Genomic DNA, 21,734 nt, shown 5'->3' with positions numbered 1-21,734 from the left:
CTAGCGCTTCTCGGCGTCCTGGGCGGGCGTGACGTCCTCGGGGACGAGCATGATGCCACCGGAGGAGTTCGCGGAGTCGGCGAGACGCTCGATCCACTCCCGGCTCAGGGTGGTCGGCTCGGCGTCGTCGAACACGAAGCGCAGGGGGATGGCGGGGTGCAGCCACAGCGTGCTGCGTCCGCGCTCCTCGTCGTCGCGGTGACGCCACGACAGGGTGAAGCTCTCGCCGCGGCGGAGCTTGGTCGAGATCACGACTTTCAGGTGGGCCAGAGCGCGGTCCTCGATGTGCACCGTGGTGCCGCTTCCGCCGTAGTGAATGGTCCCCATGGGCTTCACGATACGCCAGGGCGCCTCGGGATACGCCGCCCCCGATCCGGTGTCAAGACCACCGCCCGCGCGGCCGCCCCCTGAGACAGTGGAGGGAATGCACGGAAGGAGGCGCCGTGACACATCCCCCCACCCCTCGGAATCCCGAACCGGCGGGCGAACCCGATGATCTCCCCGAGGTCTTCCAGGGTCTGATCGGTATCGACGTCGTGGACGGCGAGCTCGTCCCGCGGGCCTCCGAGCCGCCGCGCCCCGGACCGCCCGCGTGACGCTCCCAGCGACCTCGTAGTCGTCGGGGTTAGCGTCGGAGCATGTCGGACCCGCTGGACGATCAGCAGATCACCGTCTCCGGTGCCGCCCTGCGAGCGCTGCGCGACGAGTTCCAACGCTTCCTCATGGAGTACCGCTTCGGGCTCGCCGAGGTCGAGACGAAGATCTCGATCCTGCGCGAAGAGTTCCAGGAGATGCACGCCTACAACCCGATCGAGCACGTCTCGAGTCGCGTGAAGTCGCCGGACAGCCTCGTCGACAAGGTGCGGCGCAAGGGGATCGAGACCGACTTCGACTCCATCCGCGCGGCGATCACCGACATCGCCGGGATCCGCATCACGTGCAGCTTCGTCGACGACGCCTACCGTCTGTCCGAGCTGCTGACGCGGCAGGACGACATCACGGTGCGCGACGTCAAGGACTACATCGCCGAGCCGAAGGCCAACGGGTACAAGAGCCTGCACGTGATCGTCGAGGTGCCGGTGTACCTGTCGACGGGGCGGGTCGACGTGCCGGTCGAGGTGCAGTTCCGCACGATCGCCATGGATTTCTGGGCGAGTCTCGAGCACAAGATCTACTACAAGTACGACCGCCTCGTGCCCGACGATCTGCTCGCCGAGCTGAAGAACGCCGCCGACACCGCGGCCGAGCTCGATGCCCGGATGGAGCGGCTGCACCGCGAGATCCGCGGACCGCGGCCCGGGATCGTCTCGCTCTGAGGGGTCGTGCCGCCGCGCCGATGCGGCACGACGGGCACAATGGGGGGATGAGCGACGACGCCGCCCGCCTCGACGAGGCCGCCGCCGAACTGCTCGCTCTGCCTCCCTCCCGCTTCACCGCCGCGCGCGCGGCGCGGGCCGCGTCCGCCGGGGGCGACCTCGGTCGCCGCATCGCGAAGCTGCGCAAGCCCACGGTCGCCGCGTGGGCGGTCAATCTGCTCGTGCGCGACGGACAGCTCGGCGAAGCCGTCGAGCTCTCGCGGGCCCTGCACGAGGCGCAGGACGATCTGGATGCCGCGGAGCTGGCCCGACTGGGACGGCAGCGCCGGCAGCTGGTGACCGCGCTCGCGCGGCGCGCGGGCGACCTGGCCTCCGAGGCGGGGACGCCGCTGAGCGCGGCGGTGACGGACGCGGTCGAGAAGACCGTCAACGCGGCGGTGGTCGATCCGGCCGCCGCGGCGGCCGTGCTGACGGGGCGGCTGGTCACCGCGATCGACCTGGCCGCCCTCGACCCGGGGTCGCTCGTCGACGCGGTCGCCGGATCGGTGCCCGACGCCGTCCCGGCCCCGGAGCAGGCGCCGCGCGACGACCTCGCCGCACGCCGTGCGCGCAAGGCCGCGGAGCGGGCGGTGCGCGAGGCCGAGCGCGCCCGGGCGGAGGCCGAGCGCGCGCGGTCCACCGCGGACACGCGCCTCGCCGCCGCGCGCGAGCACGCCGACCGCGTCCACGCCCGCGTCGACGGTCTGCGCGCGGAGCTGCGCCGGGCCGAGGCCGAGGCCGCCGCGGCGGACGAGGAGCAGCGCGAGCGCGAGAGCGCGAGACACGACGCCGAGACCGCCGTGCGCGAGGCGCTGCGCGCCCTCGAGAGCGCGGAGGCGGCTCGAGACGCGGGGGACGACGCATGACCGGGACAGGCACCGACGCCGCCGCCCTGTTCGCCTCCGCGCGGGAGCGTCTCGTCGACGCGCCGCGCGAACGCCTCGGCGACCTCCAGGAGGGGCGCCGCTTCCTCGGCATCCCGCGCGCCGCCCGCATCGTGCCCCGCGGCACCGCGTGGCATCTCGGCGTGCTGCTGCTGACCGACGACGCGGTGCTCGCGACCGGCGACATCGTGCGCTCCCGCGCGGAGGTGCGGCGCGGATTCGCCGCCGAGTCCCAGCGTCGCCGGGCCGAACTCGCGGCGGCGGCCGCGCGCGGCGGCGTGCCCGAGGGCGAGACGGTGCACCTCGGATGGCATCCGATCGATCTCTCCGCCCTCGACGCGGCGTCGCGGCCGCTCGCCCTGCGCGAGGGCGACGCGCTCGTGCGGTGGAGCGCGGCCGGGGGCTGGATGCCGCTCGCGCGCTACCTCGACGAGCGCGTCGAGCTGCTGCGGCATCCGCCCGAGCGGGCGTGAGCATCCGCGCGCACAAAGACCCGCGCGCATAGTCGGGGGTGGGGCGGGTGTCAACAGGCCTGACCCCGTCGGTTCGGGGAAACGACGCTGGTCTATCGTGAGCGACGTGCAGCAGGTATGGCCAGGATCCAGTTATCCCCTCGGGGCCACTTACGACGGTAACGGGACGAATTTCGCCCTGTTCAGCGAGGGGGCCGAGAAAGTCGAGCTCTGCCTCTTCGACGAGGAGGGGACGGAGACGTGCGTCGAGCTGATCGACGTCGACGCGTACGTCTGGCACGCCTACCTCCCCAACATCCAGCCGGGGCAGCGCTACGGCTACCGCGTGCACGGGGAGTACGACCCCGCGAACGGCAAGCGCTTCAACCCCGCGAAGCTGCTGCTCGACCCGTACGCCAAGGCCGTCGAGGGCCAGATCGACTGGGGACAGCCCGTCTTCAGCTACGAGTTCGGCGACCCCGACTCGTTCAACGACGAGGACTCCGCCCCGCACATGATGAAGGGCGTGGTCATCAACCCGTTCTTCGACTGGTCGGGCGACCGTCAGCCCAAGATCCCCTACGCGGAGAGCTTCATCTACGAGGCCCACGTCAAGGGCCTCACCCAGCTGCACCCCGACGTGCCCGAGGAGCTGCGCGGCACCTACGCCGGCATCGCGCACCCGGCCGTCATCGACCACCTGCGCAAGCTCGGCGTCACCGCGATCGAGCTCATGCCCGTGCACCAGTTCGTCAACGACTCCACCCTCGAAGAGAAGGGGCTGTCGAACTACTGGGGCTACAACACCATCGCGTTCCTCGCCCCGCAGAACACCTACTCCTCGACCGGCGACCACGGTCAGCAGGTGCAGGAGTTCAAGGCGATGGTCAAGGCCCTCCACGCCGCCGGCATCGAGGTCATCCTCGACGTGGTCTACAACCACACCGCCGAGGGCAACCACATGGGCCCGACCCTCTCGATGCGCGGTATCGACAACGAGGCGTACTACCGCCTCGAAGACGACGACAAGCGCTACTACACCGACTACACCGGCACCGGCAACAGCATGAACGTGGGCAACCCCCACACGCTGCAGCTGATCATGGACTCCCTGCGCTACTGGGTGCTGGAGATGCACGTCGACGGATTCCGCTTCGACCTGGCATCCACCCTCGCCCGCGAGTTCTACGAGGTCGACCGCCTCGCGGCCTTCTTCGAGCTCGTGCAGCAGGACCCGATCGTCTCGCAGGTCAAGCTCATCGCCGAGCCGTGGGACGTCGGCCCCGGCGGCTACCAGGTCGGCAACTTCCCGCCCCAGTGGACGGAGTGGAACGGCAAGTACCGCGACACGGTCCGCGACTTCTGGCGCGGTGAGCCGCAGGCCCTCGGCGAGTTCGCCTCGCGCCTGACCGGCTCGGCCGACCTGTACGAGCACTCCGGCCGGTTCCCGGTGGCATCCATCAACTTCGTCACCGCGCACGACGGCTTCACGCTGCGCGACCTCGTGTCGTACAACGAGAAGCACAACGACGCCAACGGCGAAGACAACAACGACGGCGAATCGCACAACCGCTCCAGCAACATGGGCGTCGAAGGTCCCACCGACGACCCCGAGGTGCTGAAGCGCCGGGCCCAGCAGCAGCGCAACTTCATCGCGACGCTGCTGCTCAGCCAGGGCGTGCCGATGCTGCTGCACGGCGACGAGCTCGGTCGCACGCAGGGTGGCAACAACAACGGCTACGCCCAGGACAACGAGATCACCTGGGTGGACTGGTCCAACATCGACACCCCGCTCATCGAGTTCACCGCGGCCCTCGCGCGACTGCGCAAGCAGCACCCCACCTTCCGTCGCAGCCGCTTCTTCGACGGCCGCCCCGTGAAGATGGAGGAGGGCGCGCCGATCCCCGACGTGGTGTGGCTGCGTCCCGACGGCTCGCTCATGCAGCCCGAGGACTGGGACAACGGCTTCGGCCTCGCCGTGGGGGTCTTCCTCAACGGCCAGGGCATCCGCGAGCGCGACCGTCGCGGAGAGTCGATCAGCGACGACCACTTCCTCGTGCTGTTCAACGCCGGTGACGACAAGGTCGACTTCCAGCTGCCCGACTTCGAGTACGCCCCCAAGTGGGACGCGTACGTCGACACGGCGGGGGAGCGGGCCAACACCGAGCCGCTCAACCCCGGAGAGGTGCTGCCGCTCGAGCCCAAGTCGCTCATCGTGCTGCGCGAGCACCACCTGCCCGAGCCCGAGGTCGACCACTCCGTCGCCGCCTCGCTCACCGCGCAGATCCAGGTGATCGGCACCGACGACCTGCCCGGACAAGCCCCCAAGCCGGAGATGTGAGCGAGATGCGGCATCCGCTTTCGACCTACCGCCTGCAGATCCGCGAGAGCTTCACCCTCGACGACGCCGCCGAGGTCACGGGATACCTCCGTGACCTCGGGGTCTCGTGGGCGTACCTCTCGCCGCTGCTCGAAGCCACCCCGGGGTCGGACCACGGCTACGACGTCGTCGACGTCTCGCGCGTGGACCCCGCCCGCGGCGGCGCCGAGGGGCTCGACACGTTCGTCCGCGCCGCCCGGGCCGCGGAACTCGGCATCCTGATCGACATCGTGCCGAACCACATGGGCGTCTCGGAGCCGCGCGCCAACGCGTGGTGGTGGGACGTGCTGCGTCAGGGCCGTGCCTCGGCGCACGCCGAGTCGTTCGACATCGACTGGGAGTTCGGCGACGGCAAGGTGCGAGTGCCGATCCTGGGCGCCGACCTGGCCGACGAGATCGGCGAGATCTCGTACGACCCGACGCCCGCGGACGATGCGCCCGACGGCCTGATCCGCTACTACGAGCACGCCTTCCCGGTCGCGCCGGGAACGGGGACGGATGCCGCGGCCTCGGGCTCGCGCGAGGCGATCGAGGCTCTCCTCAACGCGCAGAACTTCGAGCTGCGGTTCTGGCAGGATGAGGCCGACGACCTCAACTACCGGCGCTTCTTCGCCGTGACCACCCTCGCGGGCGTGCGCGTCGAGCTGCTCGAGGTGTTCGACGCCACGCACGCCGAGATCCTGCGCTGGGTGCGCGAGGGACTGGCCGACGGCCTGCGCGTGGACCACCCCGACGGTCTCGTCGACCCCGGCGGGTACCTCGACCGGCTCGCCGTCGCGCTCGAGGAGGCCGGCGACGGCGAGGTCGGGTACGTGCTCGGCGAGAAGATCCTCGAGCACGGCGAGGCGCTGCCCTCGTGGTGGAAGACCGCCGGCACGACCGGGTACGACGCGCTCGCCGAGATCGACCGCGTCCTCACCGACCCCGCGGGCGAGGCGGCGCTCGACGCCCTCGACGCGCGGCTGCGCGTCGACAGCGACCTCCCGCCGCTGACGGGCTGGCACGACCTCATCCACGACACCAAGCGCAAGATCGCCGACTCGATCCAGGTGTCGGAGATCCGCCGCCTCGTCCGGGGCCTGCCCGTGGAGCTGCGCGAGGAGTTCGAGGCCGACGTCCTGCAGGACGCGCTCGCCGAGATCCTCGCGTGCTTCCCCGTCTACCGCTCCTACCTCCCCGCCGGTCGGGCGCACCTCGACGCCGCCGCGGGCGAAGCCGAGGTGCGCCGCCCCGAGCTCGGCGACGTGATCGAGAAGCTCGTGCCGGTGCTCGCCGACACGGGTCTCGAGGTCGCGTGGCGGTTCCAGCAGACGACCGGGCCCGTGATGGCCAAGGGCGTCGAGGACACGGCGTTCTACCGCTACACGCGGCTGGGCTCGCTCACCGAGGTCGGCGGTGACCCGGGCGAGTTCTCGCTCGACGTCGCCGGGTTCCACACCGCGCAGGCGCAGCGGCACGCGTCGTGGCCCACCGCCATGACCACGCTGTCGACGCACGACACCAAGCGCGGCGAGGACACGCGCGCCCGCATCGCGGTGCTCGCGGAGATCCCCGAGACCTGGGCCGCGCGGCTCGCGGAGTTCCAGGGCATCGCCTCGACCGGTCACGGCCCCTTCGACAACCTGCTGTGGCAGGCCATCGTGGGAGCCTGGCCCGCTTCGGCCTCGACGCCCGAGGGTCTGAAGGTCTACCGGGAGCGCCTGCACGCCTACGCCGAGAAGGCCGCACGCGAGGCGAGCGAAGTCACCGGCTGGTGGGAGCAGGACGAGGCCTTCGAGGAGCGCATGCACGCGGTCGTCGACGCGGCCACCGGTCCCGCCGCGGAGCGCGTGCGCGCGTTCGTCGACGAGATCTCACCCGCGGGCTGGTCGAACGGCCTGTCGGCCAAGCTGCTGCAGATCATGGGTCCGGGCGTCCCCGACGTCTACCAGGGCTCGGAGCTGTGGGAGCAGTCCCTCGTCGATCCCGACAACCGCCGCGCGGTGGACTTCGCCGAACGCCGACGCCTGCTCGCCGCGCTCGACGCGCCCGGCGCCCCGTTCCCGGCGGTGGACGCCACGGGTGCGGCCAAGCTCCTCGTCACTTCGCGCGCCCTGCGCCTGCGGCGAGAGCACCCGCTCGAGATCTACCGTCCGTTGGAGGCCGCGGGAGTGGCATCCGCTCATGTCGTGGCGTTCGATCGCGGGGGCGTGTTCACCGTCGCGACGCGCCTGCCGCACGGGCTGAAGGCCGCGGGCGGGTGGCGCGACACGGTCGTGCTGCTGCCCGACACGCCCGTGGTCGACGTGCTGACCGGCCGCTCGTTCGCCGGCGGCGCGACCCCTCTCTCCGATCTGCTGGCGTTCCTCCCGGTCGCCCTGCTGATCTTCTGACCGCGAGCGCGTGAGGTGCCAAAAAGTGTCGCCTCACGCCTCCCCGCAGCGACACTTTGTGGCACCTCACGCGAAAAGGAAAACCTCATGAGCATCGACGTCTGGGCACCGAAGGCGGAGCGGGTGCGGCTGCGCCGGCTGGATGACAGCGGGGATGCCGTTGTCGAGGACATCGAGATGGAGTCCGCCGCGGACGGGTGGTGGACCGCTCCGGTCGACCTCGCCGACGGCGAGCGGTACGGCTTCGTGCTCGGCGACGGCGACGACCTGCGTCCCGACCCGCGCTCGCGGCGCCAGCCGGGCGGCGTGCACGAGGCGTCGGCGTGGTTCGACCCCTCGGTCTACGCGTGGAACGACGACGCGTGGACGGGTCGGCAGCTCGCCGGCGGCCTGATCTACGAGCTGCACCTGGGCACCTTCACCCCCGAGGGGACCCTGGATGCCGCGATCGGCCGCCTCGACCACCTCGTCGACCTCGGCGTGACCCACGTCGAACTGCTCCCGGTGAACGGCTTCAACGGCACCTGGAACTGGGGCTACGACGGGGTGCTCTGGTACACCGTGCACGAGGGCTATGGCGGCCCCGAGGCCTACCAGCGCTTCGTCGACGCGGCCCACGCGGCGGGCCTCGCCGTCATCCAGGACGTCGTCTACAACCACCTCGGCCCCTCGGGCAACTACCTGCCCGAGTTCGGGGAGTACCTGCGCGAGGGCAGCCGCAACACCTGGGGCGACTCGGTCAACCTCGACGAGGACGCCGTGCGCTCCTACATCGTCGAGAACGCGCTGATGTGGATGAGCGACTACCACGTCGACGGTCTGCGCCTGGATGCCGTGCACGCCCTGCTCGACCACCGCGAGCCGCACGTGCTGCAGGAGATCGCGGAACGCACCGACGCCCTGTCGGCGCACCGCGGCATTCCGCTCACGACCATCGCCGAGAGCGACATGAACGACCCGAAGCTCATCCTGCCGCGCGAGGCCGGCGGCTACGGGCTGACGGCGCAGTGGTCGGACGACTGGCACCACACCGCGCACGTCGCCCTCACCGGCGAGACGATCGGCTACTACGAGGATTTCGCCGACCTGGACGCGTTCCGGAAGGTCAGCGAGGGCGGCTTCTTCCACGACGGCACCTACTCGTCGTTCCGCGAAGAGAAGCACGGCAAGCCCATCCCCGGCGACGTGCCGAACTGGCGCCTCGTCACCTTCGCGCAGGACCACGACCAGATCGGCAATCGCGCCGCCGGAGACCGCCTGTCGCAGTCGCTCGGCTACGACCGGCTCGCCGCCGCCGCCGTGTTGACCCTCACCGCCCCGGGAACGCCGATGCTGTTCATGGGCGAGGAGTGGGGCGCCACGACCCCGTGGCAGTTCTTCACCTCGCACCCCGAGCCCGAGCTCGGCAAGGCCACCGCCGAGGGGCGCATCGCCGAGTTCGCGAAGATGGGCTGGGACGAGGACTCCGTGCCCGACCCCCAGGACCCCTCGACGTTCGAGAACTCGAAGCTCGACTGGGACGAGGTCGGAGAGGGCGATCACGCCCAGCTGCTCGGCCTGTACCGCGAGCTGGCGAAGATCCGGCGCGAGCGGCCCGAGCTCACCGACCCCTCGCGCGAGGGCCTCTCGGCCGCCGCGCGCGAGGCCGAGGGCGGACGCGTGTACGAGCTGCGTCGCGGCGACCTCGTCGTGGTCGTGAACCTCTCGGATGCCGAGGCCGCGGCATCCGTCGCCTCCGGGTCGCGCGTGCTCCTGGCCACCGCCGAGGGAGTGGTGCTCGACGGCGTCGGTCTCTCGGTGCCTGCGGGAGCCTGCGCGATCGTCGCTCCGGCGCTCTGAGCGGTCCCGCCCCGACCGGGGCGGATCGTCAGCGGGGGAGCGGAAGGCGGCCCATCGCCGCCTGGATGGCCACCGCCGCGGCTCCCCGGGCCCACGCGGTGAAGCCGGCGTCGTCGGGGTGGAGCGAGACGGCGGATGCCGAGGGCGGGCGGATCCGCGAGATCGCCGCCTCCGTGCGTCCGCGCAGGAGATCGAAGGCGTCCATCCCCTCTCCGGCGAGCACGACGTTGGACTGCAACGACAGGGTCGCCGCGAGGGCGCACAGCGTGCCGAGGGCGTCGCCCGCGTCATCGAAGGCGTCGCGAGCGGCGGGCTCTCCCGCCCGCGCGAGCGCGAGCGCCCGGTCGAAGCCGACCTCGCGCCCGAGGCTCGTCGACACGCGCGCCGCGATCGCGGTGGTGGTCAGCAGGCCATCGGCGCAGCCGCGGTGACCCTGCGCGCAGACCGGTCCGTCGGCGCGCAGCGTCAGGTGGCCGACGGTGCCGATGCCGGCATCGGGCGTGCGCACGGTGCGGCCGTCGACGACGAGACCGAGACCGACGCCCGCCCCGATGGTGACCACGGCGAATCCGGGGATGCCGCGCCCCACCCCGAACCAGCGCTCGGCCTCGGAAAGGGCGACCACGTCGTTCTCGAGCGCGACCGGGGTGTCGAGCCGTTCGGCGAGCGTGCGGGCGAAGGGGACGCCGCGCCACCCGAGGAAGGGGGCGTCGACGGCGATCCCGTCGGCGACGTGACCGCCCAGGCTCACACCGACGCCCCGGACGTCGTCACGGTCGACGGCCGCGACGGCGGCGACGATCGCGGCGGCGACCCCCTCGGGGGAGAGGTCGTCGAGGGGGAGTTCGGCCCGGTCGAGCAGCTCCGCGCGGATGTCGGTCACGGCGAGGTACAGGCGCTCGCCGGTGAGTTTCACGCCGACGAAGGCGCCCGCCGCGGGCGAGATGTCGAGGGGGCGCGAGGGGCGGCCCACCGATCCGTCGACCTCGTCGTCGCGCTCGACGAGCAGCCCCGCGTCGAGCAGGGGGCGGGCGAGACGGGTCAGGCTCGCGGGGGACAGATGCAGGCGCGCGGCGAGGGCGCGGCGCGACAGCGGTCCGTGGATCAGCACCTCCCGCGCGACGGCGGCCTCGGTGTCGGTGAGCATCGAGCACCCCCTCGCTCCGCGCAATATGTTCCGTGATAAAAATAATGCCATGCCCCACCCCCTCCAGCACGCCGTCCACCTGCGAGGCGGCGGGACGAGCGTCGTCGTCGACCTCACCGCGCAGCCCGCCCCGGCGATCATCCACTGGGGCCCCGACCTCGGCGAGCTCTCCGCCGACGACCTGACGTCGATGATCGTCGCGGCGCAGCCGCAGCGCGTCTCGGGCGGGATCGACCAGACGCCCCGGCTCACGATCGTCCCGACCGCGGCGGCCGGCTGGCCGGGCGCACCGGGATACGAGGGAGGGCGCGGCGGCGTCGTGCAGGGAACGGTCGTCTCCCTGGCATCCGTCGACTCCTCCGACGGGGCGCTGACGCTGCACCTCGTCGACGAGCAGCGCGCGCTGCGTGTGCGCGCCGAGCTGCGAGTGGATGCCGCGGGGCTCTTCACCCAGCAGCTCACGGCCGTCAACGACGGCTCCGACGACCTGGTCGTTCAGACGCTGCAGCCCACCTTCCCCGTGCCGTGGGAGGCGACCGAGATCCTCGACACCACGGGACGGCACCTGCGCGAGCGTTCCGCGCAGCGCCACGCGTTCACCTACGGCACGCACCTGCGCGAGAGCCGCCGCGGACGGCCCGGCGCCGACGCCACGCTGCTGCTGGCCGCGGGGCGCCCCGGGTTCGGGTTCGAGAGCGGACTCGTGCACGGCATCCACGTCGGCTGGAGCGGAAACCAGCGCGTGTTCGCCGAGCGCCTCCCCCTCGGCGAGGCCCTTCTCGCGGGTGGCGAGATGTCGCCCTGGGGCGAGATCTCGCTCGCGCCGGGCGAGGAGGGGTCGTCCCCGATCGTCTACGGGTCGTGGGGCGACGGGCTCGACGAGCTGGCCGCGCGCTTCCACACCACCTGGCGCGCGCGTCCGCAGCACCCGCGGCGTCCCCGGCCGATCACCCTCAACACCTGGGAGGCGGTGTACTTCGACCACCGGCTGCCGAAGCTCCTCGCGCTCGCCGACGTCGCGGCGGACATCGGCGTGGAGAGGTACGTGCTCGACGACGGGTGGTTCCGCCACCGCCGCGACGACACCGCGGGCCTGGGCGACTGGTACGTCGACGAGGGCGTCTGGCCCGAGGGGCTCAGCCCGCTCGCCGACCACGTCGTCGCGCGCGGCATGGAGTTCGGTCTGTGGTTCGAGCCCGAGATGGTCAACCCCGACAGCGACGTCGCGCGCGCACACCCCGAGTGGATCCTCCGCGGTCGCGATGAACTGCCGCCCTCCGCCCGCCAGCAGCAGGTGCTGAACCTCGCCCACCCCGACGCGTACGCCTACCTGCGCGACCGCATGACCGAGGTGCTGCGCGCCTACCCGATCGCGTACGTCAAGTGGGACCACAACCGCGACCTCGTGGATGCCGCCACCGGGCCCGGCGGCGGCTCGGCCGTGCACGCGCACACGCTCGCCGTGTACCGGCTGATCGACGAGCTGAAGGCGACGTTCCCCGGCCTCGAGATCGAGAGCTGCGCCTCGGGGGGAGCGCGCGTGGATCTCGGCATCCTGGATCGCACCGACCGCATCTGGACGAGCGACTGCCTCGATCCGGTCGAGCGGCTCGAGACGCAGCGCCACACCGCGCTGGTCGTGCCGCCCGAGATGATGGGCATGCACCTGACCACCCCGCGCGTCCACTCCACGGGGCGGACCGTCTCGCTCGCGTTCAGCGGAGCGGTCGCACTGTTCGGGCACTTCGGCATCGAGTGGGACCTCACGACGCTCTCGGACGACGATCGAGCCCTCGTGGGCGAATGGGTGGCGCTCGCGCGCCGCGTGCGTCCGCTCGTGGCGACCGGACGCCTCGTGAACGTCGACACGACCGACCCCGGTCTCGACGTGCGGGGCGTGGTCTCGGCCGAGCGCGACCACGCGTTCTTCACGATCGCGCAGACGCAGACCCTCATCGCCTCTCCCGCGGGGCGCGTGCGCCTGCCCGGCCTCGACCCCGACCGCGCCTACCGCGTGCGGCTCGTCACACCGGGCGGACTCGTGCAGGATCCCGCGCAATCGCCGCTGCCCTGGGCGCACCACGACACCGTGCTCACCGGACGGCAGCTGGCCGTCGTCGGGGTGCGTCCCCCCGTCCAGAACCCCCAGCAGGCGGTGGTGGTCGAGCTCACCGCGTGATCGGGGTTGACGGCGCGCGCACCGGCTGGGAGCGTGAGGAGTCCCCTCACGAAGGAGGCCCCATGACTGCCGGACTCGTCGCCGCCGTCTCGACCGGAGGCCTTCTGGTGCTCGCGGTCGCCTTCCTTGTCGCCCTCGCGGTCAACCGCTCCGGCGGAGGATGGGGCGCGCCCCGCCACCGTCCCGACAGCGAGCTCGGTCGCGCGCGCGAGGAGATCCAGCGGCAGATCGACCTCGGTCGCGGCTGAGGGCGGTCGTCCTCACCCCGAGATCGCGAAGAGCCCGCCGACCCCCACGGCGTAGAGCACGAGGACCACGAGCGAGTCCACCCCCATGCCGGCGATGCGTCGCTGCGGGCGGAAGATCAGGCCGACCACGTAGACCAGGGTCAGCAGCGCGGCGAGAGCCGTGAGGTAGATGTCAGCCCCGTTCGCGCGGGGGAGCACCGCCGATCCGGAGATCACCGTCGCCAGGAGGAAGAGCACGGGAAGGAAGGCGTTCCCGCCGAAGATGTCGCTGATGGCCAGGCTGTCGTCCCCCTGGCGGATGGCCTGGAGACCGGTCGAGATCTCGGGCAGCGACGTCGCCAGTGCGAGGACCGTCGCACCGAAGAGCACGCCCGAGAGGCCGATCTGCGACGAGGCGGCGTCACCGGTCCGCTCGAGCACGACGCCGGCGACGAGGGTGGCCAGCGCCGAGATCGAGAACACCACCACGGCCTTCTTCGTGCTCATCTTCTTCTTCGCGGGAGCGGGCTTCGGGCTCGCATCGGGGGCGCGACCGTCCTCGTGCCAGGGCAGGTGCTTTCCGGCGCGTTGCACCAGCACCAGCCCGACGATCCACAGGGCGGCGATGAGGACCACGTCGGGCGTCAGCCGCAGCACCTCGAGACCGTCGGGCAACTGACTTCCGGCGATCACGACCGCGAGCACGGCCACCACGACCAGCCCCTCGAGCACGAGGGTGAGCGAGGCGGCGCGGTAGGTGAGCGGCTTCACGCCGCGCCCGCGTTTGCCGAACGCGTCGAGGACGACCAGCACGACCGTCTGGAGGGCGATGCCGCCGAGGATGTTGCCGACGGCGACTTCCAGGTTCCCCGCCACCGCCGCCGAGACGGTGATGGCGATCTCGGGCAGGTTCGTCGCCACCGCGAGGACGATGAGCCCGCCCAGAGCGCTGCCCAGGTGCAGCCGCGCGTCGAGGACGTCGGTCGCCTTCGACAGCTGGATGCCGGCGATCCAGACGACCGCGGCGGCAGCGACGAAGATGGCGACGAGCAGGGCGAAGGGCAACGAATCCACGTCCCGATCAGACCACCGACGGCTGCGGCATCCGATGCTCTTGTGCGTCGAGCGCCGGAGGGTTAGGCGGACGGCCCGTGCCCCTCGGACCCGCCCGCCAACGATCAGTCGACGCTCGGGCGCACCAGGCGCAGCACGCTGACGATCGCCGGGGGCAGGAGCACGACGACGGCGACGATGATCGCCGTCACCCCGATCGGGGCGCTCTGCGGCTCCCCGCCGAAGCGTTCGACCGCCAACCAGCTGAGGCCCCAGGCGAGGGCGAGGGCGGGGGCCACGCGCCACGCGCTGCGCCACGCGATCGCGAGCCCGATGAGCGCCACGACGATCAGCACGGCGATGCCGATCGCGTCCGCCGCGTTCTCCCACTCGGCGGGGACCACGGTGGTGAGCCACGCGGCGGTGTTGGCGACGGTGGCGAGGGTCACCCAGCCGAGGTGCAGGCCCGTGACGCCGTCGATGAGCACGGAGTCGACGACTCCGCCGCGCGGTTCGCGCGTGGCGACGGCGACGCGGAAGGTCCAGCCGAGGGCGGCGAGCAGCAGCACGATCACGACGACGGTGAGGAAGAGGGTGCCGAAGCGCGCCGCGACGAGCCAGAGACCGTTGAGGGTCATCGTGAGCGCGATGAGCCAGCCGAGCGCGCGCTGGCGCGGGTTCGTGCGCTGGCGGGGGAGGGCCTGCCAGATCGCGTAGACGATCAGGCCGAGGTAGATGATCGACCAGATCGAGAAGGCTGGACCGGCCGGGGCCAGGTACGACCCGTTGGTGTCGAGAGCACCGCCCTGCTGGTCCTGGACGGCGGAGTTTCCGAAGGCGCCCGCGCCGATCACGGCCGCGATGAGCATGAACGACACCGCGGAGAGGACGACGATCTGGCGCGCGAGGTCGGCGCCCCGCCACTGAGCTGTTGCGTTCATACCCAGAAGACTAGAAAAGCTAGGTAAATCGGCGCAGGAGGCTTGACATCCTCTCGACCTCTGCCCGCGCGGGGCGCCGGGTCAGGCGGTGACGGCGCGCGCGGCGAACGACCGCAGCAGCAGCGTGGGCTGCTCGACCGAGGCCGTGCGCACGTGCGCGGAGACCTCGTCGAAGGCGTCGGCGTCGAAGTATCCGGCATCCCGGTACACAGTCATGCGCTCGACGAAGGCCTCGGCGGTCGGCTCGGGGTGGAACTGCGTCGCCCACAGCGCCCGGCCGGCCCGATACGCCTGCACGGGGCAGTCGGCGTTCTCGGCCAGGAGCGTCGCGCCCGGCGGAACGCTCGCGGTGCCCTCCTTGTGGGCGGTGAGCGCCTCGAACCGCGGGTGGAGGATGCCGAAGAGCTCGTCCTCTCGACCGGCGTCGGTGAGCGAGATGTCGGCCGGGCCGGTGCCCTCGGCGTGGTCGAGGGTGACCTCGCCGCCGAGCAGGCGCGTGACGACGCCGATCCCGAAGCATGTGAACAGGGCGCTCGTGCGGCCCTCGATCGCGGCGGCGGCGAGGCGCTCGAGGTCACGCTCGAGGCGGCGCTGCTCGTCGGTCTTGTCGGGGTCGGTGACGTTGAACGGGCTGCCTCCCACGACCACCGCGGCGAACCGGTCGAGGTCGGCCGGGAGCGGCTCGCGCACGAGGTCGTGGTGCACGAGCTCGTCGTCGCGAACCCCCAACCCGTCGCGGAACGACGCCCACTCCGCCACCGCCGCGACCCGCTGAGGGCGCGCGCAGACGTACAGGAGGGGGGCGGTCACTCAGGGATTCTATGCGCGTCCCGCCGAGACCGCGCCGGAGGGGACACACGGCGACACGGCGCGCGGATCGCTCGGGGCGGGGCATCGACCGTCCCGCCCCGGTGGCGGGGAGGCGACAGGATGCCGCCCGCGCGACCCCTCAGCCGGCGACCGGGCGCGTGAGCACCGCGACGTCGTCCAGCCGTACCCGCACGCGTTCGCCCACGGTCAGCGCGAGGTCGGCCCCGTGCTGCACGTCCACGCGCGAGCCGTCCTCGGTCGTCAGCGACGAACGGCGGGTGCTGCCGAGGAACGTGCTCTGCTCCACGACGCCCGCGACGCCGTCCTCGCCCGCTCCGACGAGTCGGATGTTCTCCGGTCGCACGAACACCTCGCACGCCCCGTCCGGCGCCGGCGCGATGAGGGGAAGGCGTCGGCCCCACACCTCGACCGTCCCGCCGGCGACGACGCCCGGGACCAGGCTCGACGCGCCGACGAACGCCGCCACCTCGGCGTCGGCCGGGCGCAGGTAGAGGTCTTCGGGACTCCCGACCTGTAGGATGCGGCCGGCGCCCATCACCGCGACGCGGTCGGAGACCGCGAGGGCCTCCTCCTGATCGTGGGTGACGAAGACGGTGGTCGTCCCCAGGCGCAGCTGGATGCGGCGGATCTCGTCGCGCAGTTGCACGCGCACCTTGGCATCCAGGGCCGACAGGGGCTCGTCGAGCAGGAGCACGCGCGGCTCGGTCACCAACGCGCGAGCGAGGGCGACGCGCTGCTGCTGGCCCCCGGAGAGCTGGTGCGCGTAGCGATCGGCCAGATGCCCGAGCCCCACCAGATCGAGGGCGTCGCCCGCGCGTCGCCGCGCCTGCGCGGTGCCGACCCCTCGGCGCCGCAGGCCGAAGGCGGCGTTGTCGAGAACGCGCAGGTGGGGGAAGAGGGAGTACGACTGGAACACCATGCCGATGTCGCGCTTGTTCGTCGGCACGGTCGAGACGTCGCGTCCGCCGATGCGCACGTCGCCTCCGCTCGCGCTCTCGAGACCGGCGATGACGCGCAGTGCCGTCGTCTTGCCGCAGCCCGAGGGCCCGAGCAGCGAGACGAACTCCCCGGGGGCGACGTCGAGATCGACGCCGTGAAGCACGCGGGTCGTGCCGTAGTCCTTCACGACACCGCGCAGCTGCACGCCGGCGCTCTCGCGTCCGCCGCTCAGCAGGGCGTTCGCGGCGGTGTCGGGGAGCGCGCGGATCGGGGAGTCGGCGGTGGTCATGAGGTCTTCCTTCCGGCGCCGATGCGTCCGACGCGGCCGATGACGAGCAGCAGCACGAACGCGAACGCGAGTGCCAGCAGCGTGAAGATGGCGGCGACCCAGCCGTCCTGCTTGTTGACGACGAGCAGCGCGGTCTGCAGCGTCTGCCGGTTGAGCAGCGACGCGATGGTGAACTCGCCGAGCACGACCGCCACCGAGATGAGCGAGGCCGCGAGCAGGCCCGACCGCAGGTTGGGCAGGATCACGCGCAAGAGCACGGCGCCCCATCCCGCGCCGAGCGTGCGCGCCGCCTCGGCCAGGGTCGTGACGTCGATCGCGTCGATCGAGGCCTGGATCGAGCGGTAGGCGAACGGGAGGACGAGGATGCCGTAGGCGAAGGCGAGCGTCCACGCCCCGGTTCCGAGGGTGCGGCCGATCTGCAGGTAGATCGGCGTGAGACCCACCACGAGCACGATCGCGGGGAGCGAGATCGGCAGCAGGGCGACGAACTCGAACACCCGACGCAGTCGGGGGAACGCGAGGGCGACGAGCACCATCGTCGGGGTGAACAGGCACAGCACCAGGGCCACGGTCACGGCGGCGAGCACGAGCGAGTTGCCCAGGCCCGTCCAGATCGGACGGTACTTCGCCGCGTTCGCGGGGTCGAAGATCCCGGCCCAGTGCGTCAGCGACAGGCCCGAGCCGCCGGGCGCGGGCGCGAGCGTGAACAGCAGCGTCGCGACGAAGGGCACAGCGACGACGGCGGTCACGACGACGCCGATGATCCAGCGCGCCGCGCGCGGGGGAGCGAGGGGGTTCACGACCGCCACCTCGACGCGCGCCTCTGCACGAGGGAGTACAGCGTCATCGCGAGGGCGACGACGACGATCATGCCCAGGGCGAGGGCTCCGGCGAGGTTCTCCCGCCCCAGGACCGTCTCGCTCGTCAGCGCCGAGCGGATCTGCAGCGGCACGATCTGCGAACCCTGGCTGGCCAGGGCCGCGGCCGTCGCGTACGACGAGAAGGCGTTCGCGAACAGCAGCAGCAGGCTCGCGAGGAACGACGGCGCGAGCACCGGCATCCCGACCTGACGCCAGAACCCGGCGCGCGTGCCGCCGAGGGTCAGGTGCGCCTCCATCCACTGCGGCTTGAGCGCGGCGAGGGCCGGCATGAACGTGATGATCATGAGCGGCACCTGGAACAGCAGGTAGGCTACGGCGACCCCGGGCAGGTCGTAGAGCCACATCCCGTTCTCGTACAGAGAGATCCCGGTGAGCTCGGCCAGTGCCACGGTCACGACGCCCTTCGCGCCGATCGCGGCGATGAGCACGAAGGCGAGCATCACCCCGCCGAACTGGGCGAGGACTCCGGATGCCGCGTCGACAGCCGTGCGCACCGCGCCCGACTCGGGGAGGCCCAGCATCGCCCAGCACACCAGCGCGCCGACGACCGCTCCCACCGCCGACGTCACGAGTGACAGCACCGCGGAGTTCGCGAACGTCGAGAGCACCAGCGGGTCGCCGAGGGCGGCGACGTTGTCGAGCGTGAACACCCCCGCCTTGTCGACGAACCCGGAGGCGATCGCGAGGACCGTCGGCAGGGCGAGGAAGAGCGCGATGTAGAGGACGAACGGCAGCAGGCCGACCGCGCTCCACCCGCGACGCGCCGCGCCCCGCGGTGCCGGAGCGGACGGCTCCGGCACCGCGGGGGCGACGACCTGGTCGAGGACCGTCACTGGACCGCCGTCGCCCACTTCTGTCCGAGGGTCTCGCCGGCCGTGGTCGACTGCTGCTCCGTCGGGACGACGGTGTCGGCGGGGGCGGTCGGCAGCGCCTGGGCGAGGGCTTCGTCGATCGTCCCGGCGGAGGTCATCGCCTCCATGCGGGCCGGGCGCGCTCCGCCCTTGAGCCAGAGGTTCTGCACCTCGTCGCTGTAGAGGAACTCCTGCCACAGGCGCGCCGCCGCGGGGTGCGGGGCGTCCTTGTTAATCGCCTGGTTGTAGTACCCGGCGTAGCCCGTGCCCGGCAGCACCACGGTCTTCCACGTGGGGACGGCGGAGGCCTGCGCGGCGTTGAGGTAGTCCCAGTCGAAGACGACCGGGGTCTCGCCGCTCGCGATCGTGGCGTCGGTGGGGTCGACCTTGAGGAAGTTGCCGGCCGCGTTGAGCTCGCCGAAGAAGTCGATTCCGGGCGTGAAGTCGTCGAGCGTGCCGTCGTTCTGCACGGTCGCCAGGCCCACGGCGGCGAACGCCGAGCCCGCCTGCGTCGGGTCGCCGTTGATCGCGACGGCGCCCTTGTACGCGGGCTTGAGCAGGTCGCTCAGCTGGGTCGGGGCGGGGAAGCGCGCCGAGTCGTATCCGATCGACATGTACCCGCCGTAGTCGCCGACGAACAGCCCCGAGGGCTCCTTCAGCGCGTCGGGGATCTCGTCGAAGGTCTCGACCTTGTACGCGGCGAACCGGTCGGTGTTCTGCAGGGCGACCGCCAGTCCCAGGTCGAAGACGTCGGGCGCGGTGTCGAGGCCCTCGTTGGCCGTCGCCGCCTGGATCTCCTCGGCGCTGGAGACGTCGGGGGACTGCTCGTTGACGGTGATCTCGGGGTAGCGCTGCGCGAAGAGGTCTAGGATCTCCCCGTAGTTGGCCCACGTGCGCGGGAGCGCGATCACGTTCAGCTGGCCCTCGGCCTTCGCCGCGGTCTCGAGGTCGGCCAGGGCGCCGAAGTCGGCGAGGCTCGTCGCGGTCGCGGCATCCGTCCCGCCGTCGGCGGGGGAGGCCGTGCTGCCGCCCGCGCACCCGGCGAGGGCGAGGGCCGCGACCGTGACGAGGGCGATCCCGGCGATCGGGCGACCGGCGGAGAAGCTCGGGAATGACATGGGGGGTTCCTCTCGGATCTCTCGGGAGTGCCGGCGGGCTGTGCCGCGGCGTGAGACGGAGCGAACCTATGGGGCTCTCATGACCGCGCGGAGCGCGCCGCGTGAACTCCGGGCGACGGAGGGCGGAACGGATCGCGCACGAGCGACGACGCGGCGGGGAGCCCGCGCCGGGGTGGAGGAGGAGGCGGAAGAGGTCCCTCAGCGCGAGGAGCGGGCCGTCCGGCCGCGCACGATGCCGACGAACGTCTCGACGTCGTCGGTGGTGCGATCGCGCAACCACGCGAGGGCGACGGTGGAGCGGGGGCCGTCGGTGAGGACGCGATGCTCGACGTCGCGCCGCTGGTGCGCCCGGGCGAGGGACATCGGCACGATCACGACCCCGATGCCCGCGGCGACGGTCGCGATGGCCTCCGCGGTGTCGAGGGGGGACGAGAAGGCCGGGGGCGCGGCATCCGGCACCTGCACCTTCAGCACGTCGTCGACGGGGACGATCACGACCTCGCCCGCGAGGTCGGCCAGGGTCAGTTCGTCGGCCGCCGCGAGGTGCGACTCGGCGGCCATCACCACCACGGGGAGCTCGTCGTAGAGCTCGATCACGTGCGCGTCGTCGGGGGCCGCCAGGGGCAGGCGCACGAGAGCGGCGTCGACTTCGGTCAGCGCGTCGCGCTGCGACGACACCGCGATCTCGCGCAGCTCGAGCGTCACGTGCGGGACGCGCTCGCGCCACAGGCCGATCCACTTTCCCGGGGTCGCACCCGGGACGGCGCCGAGGCGGAACTCGCGCGGTTCGGGGGGAGGCGTCGGCTCGGCTCGGCGCGAGGGCTTCGGCGTGGGCCGTGGGCGTCCTTTCGCCGCCGCGTGCGCGGGTCCACCGCGTCGCGAGGGACTGCCGCCGCGCCCTCGGGAGCCCGAACCGTTCGCCATGGTCCCAGGCTAGTCGCGCGGCTACGCTGAACGGATGATCGGCATTCTCGCTCTCGTCTTCGCGGGGCTCGCGGCCCTGCTGCACGTCTACATCTTCGTGCTCGAGAGCGTGCGGTGGACGCAGCCGAAGACGTGGAAGGTGTTCGGCATCGCCGACCAGCGGGCGGCCGACATCACGAAGCCGATGGCCTACAACCAGGGCTTCTACAACCTGTTCCTCGCCATCGGCGCCGCGATCGGCATCGTGCTGTGGATCGCGAACGGCACCGGGGATGTCGCGGGCCGGACGCTGCTGATCTTCTCGCTCGGGTCGATGCTCGCGGCCGCCCTCGTGTTGGTGACCTCGGGGAGCAAGTACCTGCGTCCCGCGGCGATCCAGGGGACGCTGCCGCTGATCGGTCTCGTGCTCGCGATCTTCGCCTGAGGTCGCGCGCGGCGGAGTGCTCCGCCCGCCGAGGGGGCGGATGCCGCGGGCCGGCGCGCGACGGCGACCGGTGCGCGAACGCTCCCGAGACGACGAAGACCCGCACGCTCCGGGGAGTCGTGCGGGTCGATGGATGCCCGATCGGGCGGGGGTCAGGCCGCCAGGCGCAGGCCCCGGCGATCGGTGGCGACGGCCTCGCCGTCGTTGATGATCTCGTCGTCGCCGATGAGCGAGCCCACCGCGATGCGCGCGTTGTGGCCGACCTGGGTGCGGACGCCGATGTGCGCGCCCGCCCCGATGACCGCTCCCGCGCAGATGTGGGCGTGCGGTTCGATCCGGGCCTCCGGACCGATGACGGCGTCGGATTCGATCCAGGCGCCGCGTCCCACTCGAACACCGGCCGCGATCTGCACGCCGGGTTCGACGTAAGCGCCGTTCTCCACGAGCGCCGACGGGTGGACCTTCGCGCCGTGCGCGACGAGTCCGCGACCATTGACGTGCTTGCGGTATCGCAGCGTCTCGCCGTGGTCGTTCTCGATGTCGATGTAGTTCTTTCCCACGATCCCCTCCGATCGGCCTTCGGGTGTGCCGACATGTCTGACAACGGGTGGGGAATGCCCTTCATTCCCTCGAATGGTTCTTCGTCGC

The 21,734-nt window shown here is 71.9% G+C and carries 21 protein-coding genes; 10 read left to right on the top strand and 11 right to left on the bottom strand.

Annotated elements, in window-relative coordinates:
* Positions 1–327 carry a DUF7882 family protein gene (locus FB047_RS04515; protein ID WP_136586020.1) on the bottom strand — a complete coding sequence of 109 codons (327 nt, stop codon included), beginning with the start codon at positions 325–327 and terminating at the stop codon, positions 1–3.
* A 116-nt stretch (positions 328–443) separates the two neighbouring features.
* Here FB047_RS04515 and FB047_RS16840 point away from each other — a divergent pair, with 116 nt between their 5' ends.
* From FB047_RS16840 to treZ, 7 genes are all read left to right on the top strand, one after another.
* A complete protein-coding gene (locus FB047_RS16840; protein ID WP_167494148.1) occupies positions 444–596 on the top strand; it encodes a hypothetical protein in 153 nt (50 codons plus the stop codon).
* Between the two features lie 42 nt (positions 597–638).
* Complete coding sequence (locus tag FB047_RS04510; protein ID WP_136586019.1) at positions 639–1,316, top strand: GTP pyrophosphokinase; 678 nt, start codon at positions 639–641, stop codon at positions 1,314–1,316.
* Positions 1,317–1,363: 47 nt separating this feature from the next.
* Positions 1,364–2,221 (top strand): transposase, encoded by an 858-nt coding sequence (locus FB047_RS04505; RefSeq protein WP_136586018.1) that lies wholly within the window; start codon positions 1,364–1,366, stop codon positions 2,219–2,221.
* Complete coding sequence (locus FB047_RS04500; protein ID WP_136586017.1) at positions 2,218–2,712, top strand: glutaminase; 495 nt, start codon at positions 2,218–2,220, stop codon at positions 2,710–2,712. Before FB047_RS04505 ends, FB047_RS04500 begins: the two co-directional genes overlap by 4 nt.
* Before the next feature lie 106 nt (positions 2,713–2,818).
* Entirely contained in the window at positions 2,819–5,032 is a 2,214-nt protein-coding gene (gene glgX, locus FB047_RS04495) for a glycogen debranching protein GlgX (RefSeq protein WP_136586436.1), read from the top strand.
* A gap of 5 nt (positions 5,033–5,037) precedes the next feature.
* Positions 5,038–7,443, top strand: coding sequence for a malto-oligosyltrehalose synthase (gene treY, locus FB047_RS04490; RefSeq protein WP_136586016.1), 2,406 nt, complete (start codon positions 5,038–5,040; stop codon positions 7,441–7,443).
* A gap of 87 nt (positions 7,444–7,530) precedes the next feature.
* Entirely contained in the window at positions 7,531–9,282 is a 1,752-nt protein-coding gene (treZ, locus tag FB047_RS04485; protein ID WP_136586015.1) for a malto-oligosyltrehalose trehalohydrolase, read from the top strand.
* A gap of 28 nt (positions 9,283–9,310) precedes the next feature.
* Here the strand turns inward: treZ and FB047_RS04480 are convergent, their stop codons facing one another.
* Positions 9,311–10,429 (bottom strand): ROK family transcriptional regulator, encoded by a 1,119-nt coding sequence (locus FB047_RS04480; protein WP_136586014.1) that lies wholly within the window; start codon positions 10,427–10,429, stop codon positions 9,311–9,313.
* A gap of 49 nt (positions 10,430–10,478) precedes the next feature.
* On the opposite strand from FB047_RS04480, the gene FB047_RS04475 reads away from it, so the two are divergent.
* On the top strand, positions 10,479–12,608 hold the full coding sequence (locus tag FB047_RS04475) for an alpha-galactosidase (RefSeq protein WP_240752620.1): 2,130 nt from the start codon (positions 10,479–10,481) through the stop codon (positions 12,606–12,608).
* Between the two features lie 62 nt (positions 12,609–12,670).
* Positions 12,671–12,856 carry a hypothetical protein gene (locus FB047_RS04470; RefSeq protein ID WP_136586013.1) on the top strand — a complete coding sequence of 62 codons (186 nt, stop codon included), beginning with the start codon at positions 12,671–12,673 and terminating at the stop codon, positions 12,854–12,856.
* A 12-nt stretch (positions 12,857–12,868) separates the two neighbouring features.
* On the opposite strand, the gene FB047_RS04465 is transcribed toward FB047_RS04470, so the two are convergent.
* The 8 genes from FB047_RS04465 to FB047_RS04430 form a co-directional block, all read right to left on the bottom strand.
* Positions 12,869–13,909, bottom strand: coding sequence for a sodium:calcium antiporter (locus FB047_RS04465; RefSeq protein ID WP_136586012.1), 1,041 nt, complete (start codon positions 13,907–13,909; stop codon positions 12,869–12,871).
* 104 nt (positions 13,910–14,013) lie between these two features.
* Positions 14,014–14,829, bottom strand: a complete 816-nt coding sequence (locus tag FB047_RS04460) for a tryptophan-rich sensory protein (protein WP_136586011.1) — start codon at positions 14,827–14,829, stop codon at positions 14,014–14,016.
* A gap of 81 nt (positions 14,830–14,910) precedes the next feature.
* Entirely contained in the window at positions 14,911–15,639 is a 729-nt protein-coding gene (locus tag FB047_RS04455) for a glutamine amidotransferase-related protein (protein WP_136586010.1), read from the bottom strand.
* Positions 15,640–15,778: 139 nt separating this feature from the next.
* The gene (locus FB047_RS04450) at positions 15,779–16,888 is read right to left on the bottom strand and encodes an ABC transporter ATP-binding protein (RefSeq protein ID WP_136586009.1); all 1,110 of its coding nucleotides are present in this window, start codon (positions 16,886–16,888) and stop codon (positions 15,779–15,781) included.
* Positions 16,885–17,688 carry an ABC transporter permease gene (locus FB047_RS04445; RefSeq protein ID WP_136586008.1) on the bottom strand — a complete coding sequence of 268 codons (804 nt, stop codon included), beginning with the start codon at positions 17,686–17,688 and terminating at the stop codon, positions 16,885–16,887. Before FB047_RS04445 ends, FB047_RS04450 begins: the two co-directional genes overlap by 4 nt.
* Positions 17,685–18,602, bottom strand: coding sequence for an ABC transporter permease (locus FB047_RS04440; RefSeq protein ID WP_136586007.1), 918 nt, complete (start codon positions 18,600–18,602; stop codon positions 17,685–17,687). The genes FB047_RS04445 and FB047_RS04440 overlap by 4 nt, the downstream gene beginning before the upstream one ends.
* Complete coding sequence (locus FB047_RS04435) at positions 18,599–19,738, bottom strand: ABC transporter substrate-binding protein (protein ID WP_136586006.1); 1,140 nt, start codon at positions 19,736–19,738, stop codon at positions 18,599–18,601. Before FB047_RS04435 ends, FB047_RS04440 begins: the two co-directional genes overlap by 4 nt.
* Positions 19,739–19,936: 198 nt before the next feature.
* Positions 19,937–20,662 (bottom strand): LysR substrate-binding domain-containing protein, encoded by a 726-nt coding sequence (locus FB047_RS04430; RefSeq protein WP_136586005.1) that lies wholly within the window; start codon positions 20,660–20,662, stop codon positions 19,937–19,939.
* Positions 20,663–20,696: 34 nt separating this feature from the next.
* Here FB047_RS04430 and FB047_RS04425 point away from each other — a divergent pair, with 34 nt between their 5' ends.
* Positions 20,697–21,086 (top strand): DUF1304 domain-containing protein, encoded by a 390-nt coding sequence (locus FB047_RS04425; protein ID WP_136586004.1) that lies wholly within the window; start codon positions 20,697–20,699, stop codon positions 21,084–21,086.
* Between the two features lie 152 nt (positions 21,087–21,238).
* On the opposite strand, the gene FB047_RS04420 is transcribed toward FB047_RS04425, so the two are convergent.
* Positions 21,239–21,646: a transferase gene (locus FB047_RS04420; protein WP_076673580.1), complete on the bottom strand. Its 408-nt coding sequence runs from the start codon at positions 21,644–21,646 to the stop codon at positions 21,239–21,241.
* Positions 21,647–21,734 lie beyond the last annotated feature (88 nt).

It is taken from the genome of Microbacterium hydrothermale (genome assembly GCF_004854025.1).
In the GTDB taxonomy this organism is placed as follows: domain Bacteria; phylum Actinomycetota; class Actinomycetes; order Actinomycetales; family Microbacteriaceae; genus Microbacterium; species Microbacterium hydrothermale.
The sequence above is the reverse complement of the archived record's forward strand: the minus strand, read 5'-3'. Positions and strand labels throughout refer to the sequence as shown.

What these genes read in the sequence shown, in the direction of transcription:
- FB047_RS04515 (WP_136586020.1), bottom strand. Translation starts at nt 327, where the DNA reads ATGGGGACCATTCACTACGGCGGAAGCGGCACCACGGTGCACATCGAG.
- FB047_RS04510 (WP_136586019.1), top strand. Translation starts at nt 639, where the DNA reads ATGTCGGACCCGCTGGACGATCAGCAGATCACCGTCTCCGGTGCCGCC.
- FB047_RS04505 (WP_136586018.1), top strand. Translation starts at nt 1,364, where the DNA reads ATGAGCGACGACGCCGCCCGCCTCGACGAGGCCGCCGCCGAACTGCTC.
- FB047_RS04500 (WP_136586017.1), top strand. Translation starts at nt 2,218, where the DNA reads ATGACCGGGACAGGCACCGACGCCGCCGCCCTGTTCGCCTCCGCGCGG.
- treY (WP_136586016.1), top strand. Translation starts at nt 5,038, where the DNA reads ATGCGGCATCCGCTTTCGACCTACCGCCTGCAGATCCGCGAGAGCTTC.
- treZ (WP_136586015.1), top strand. Translation starts at nt 7,531, where the DNA reads ATGAGCATCGACGTCTGGGCACCGAAGGCGGAGCGGGTGCGGCTGCGC.
- FB047_RS04480 (WP_136586014.1), bottom strand. Translation starts at nt 10,429, where the DNA reads ATGCTCACCGACACCGAGGCCGCCGTCGCGCGGGAGGTGCTGATCCAC.
- FB047_RS04475 (WP_240752620.1), top strand. Translation starts at nt 10,479, where the DNA reads ATGCCCCACCCCCTCCAGCACGCCGTCCACCTGCGAGGCGGCGGGACG.
- FB047_RS04470 (WP_136586013.1), top strand. Translation starts at nt 12,671, where the DNA reads ATGACTGCCGGACTCGTCGCCGCCGTCTCGACCGGAGGCCTTCTGGTG.
- FB047_RS04460 (WP_136586011.1), bottom strand. Translation starts at nt 14,829, where the DNA reads ATGAACGCAACAGCTCAGTGGCGGGGCGCCGACCTCGCGCGCCAGATC.
- FB047_RS04450 (WP_136586009.1), bottom strand. Translation starts at nt 16,888, where the DNA reads ATGACCACCGCCGACTCCCCGATCCGCGCGCTCCCCGACACCGCCGCG.
- FB047_RS04435 (WP_136586006.1), bottom strand. Translation starts at nt 19,738, where the DNA reads ATGTCATTCCCGAGCTTCTCCGCCGGTCGCCCGATCGCCGGGATCGCC.
- FB047_RS04430 (WP_136586005.1), bottom strand. Translation starts at nt 20,662, where the DNA reads ATGGCGAACGGTTCGGGCTCCCGAGGGCGCGGCGGCAGTCCCTCGCGA.
- FB047_RS04425 (WP_136586004.1), top strand. Translation starts at nt 20,697, where the DNA reads ATGATCGGCATTCTCGCTCTCGTCTTCGCGGGGCTCGCGGCCCTGCTG.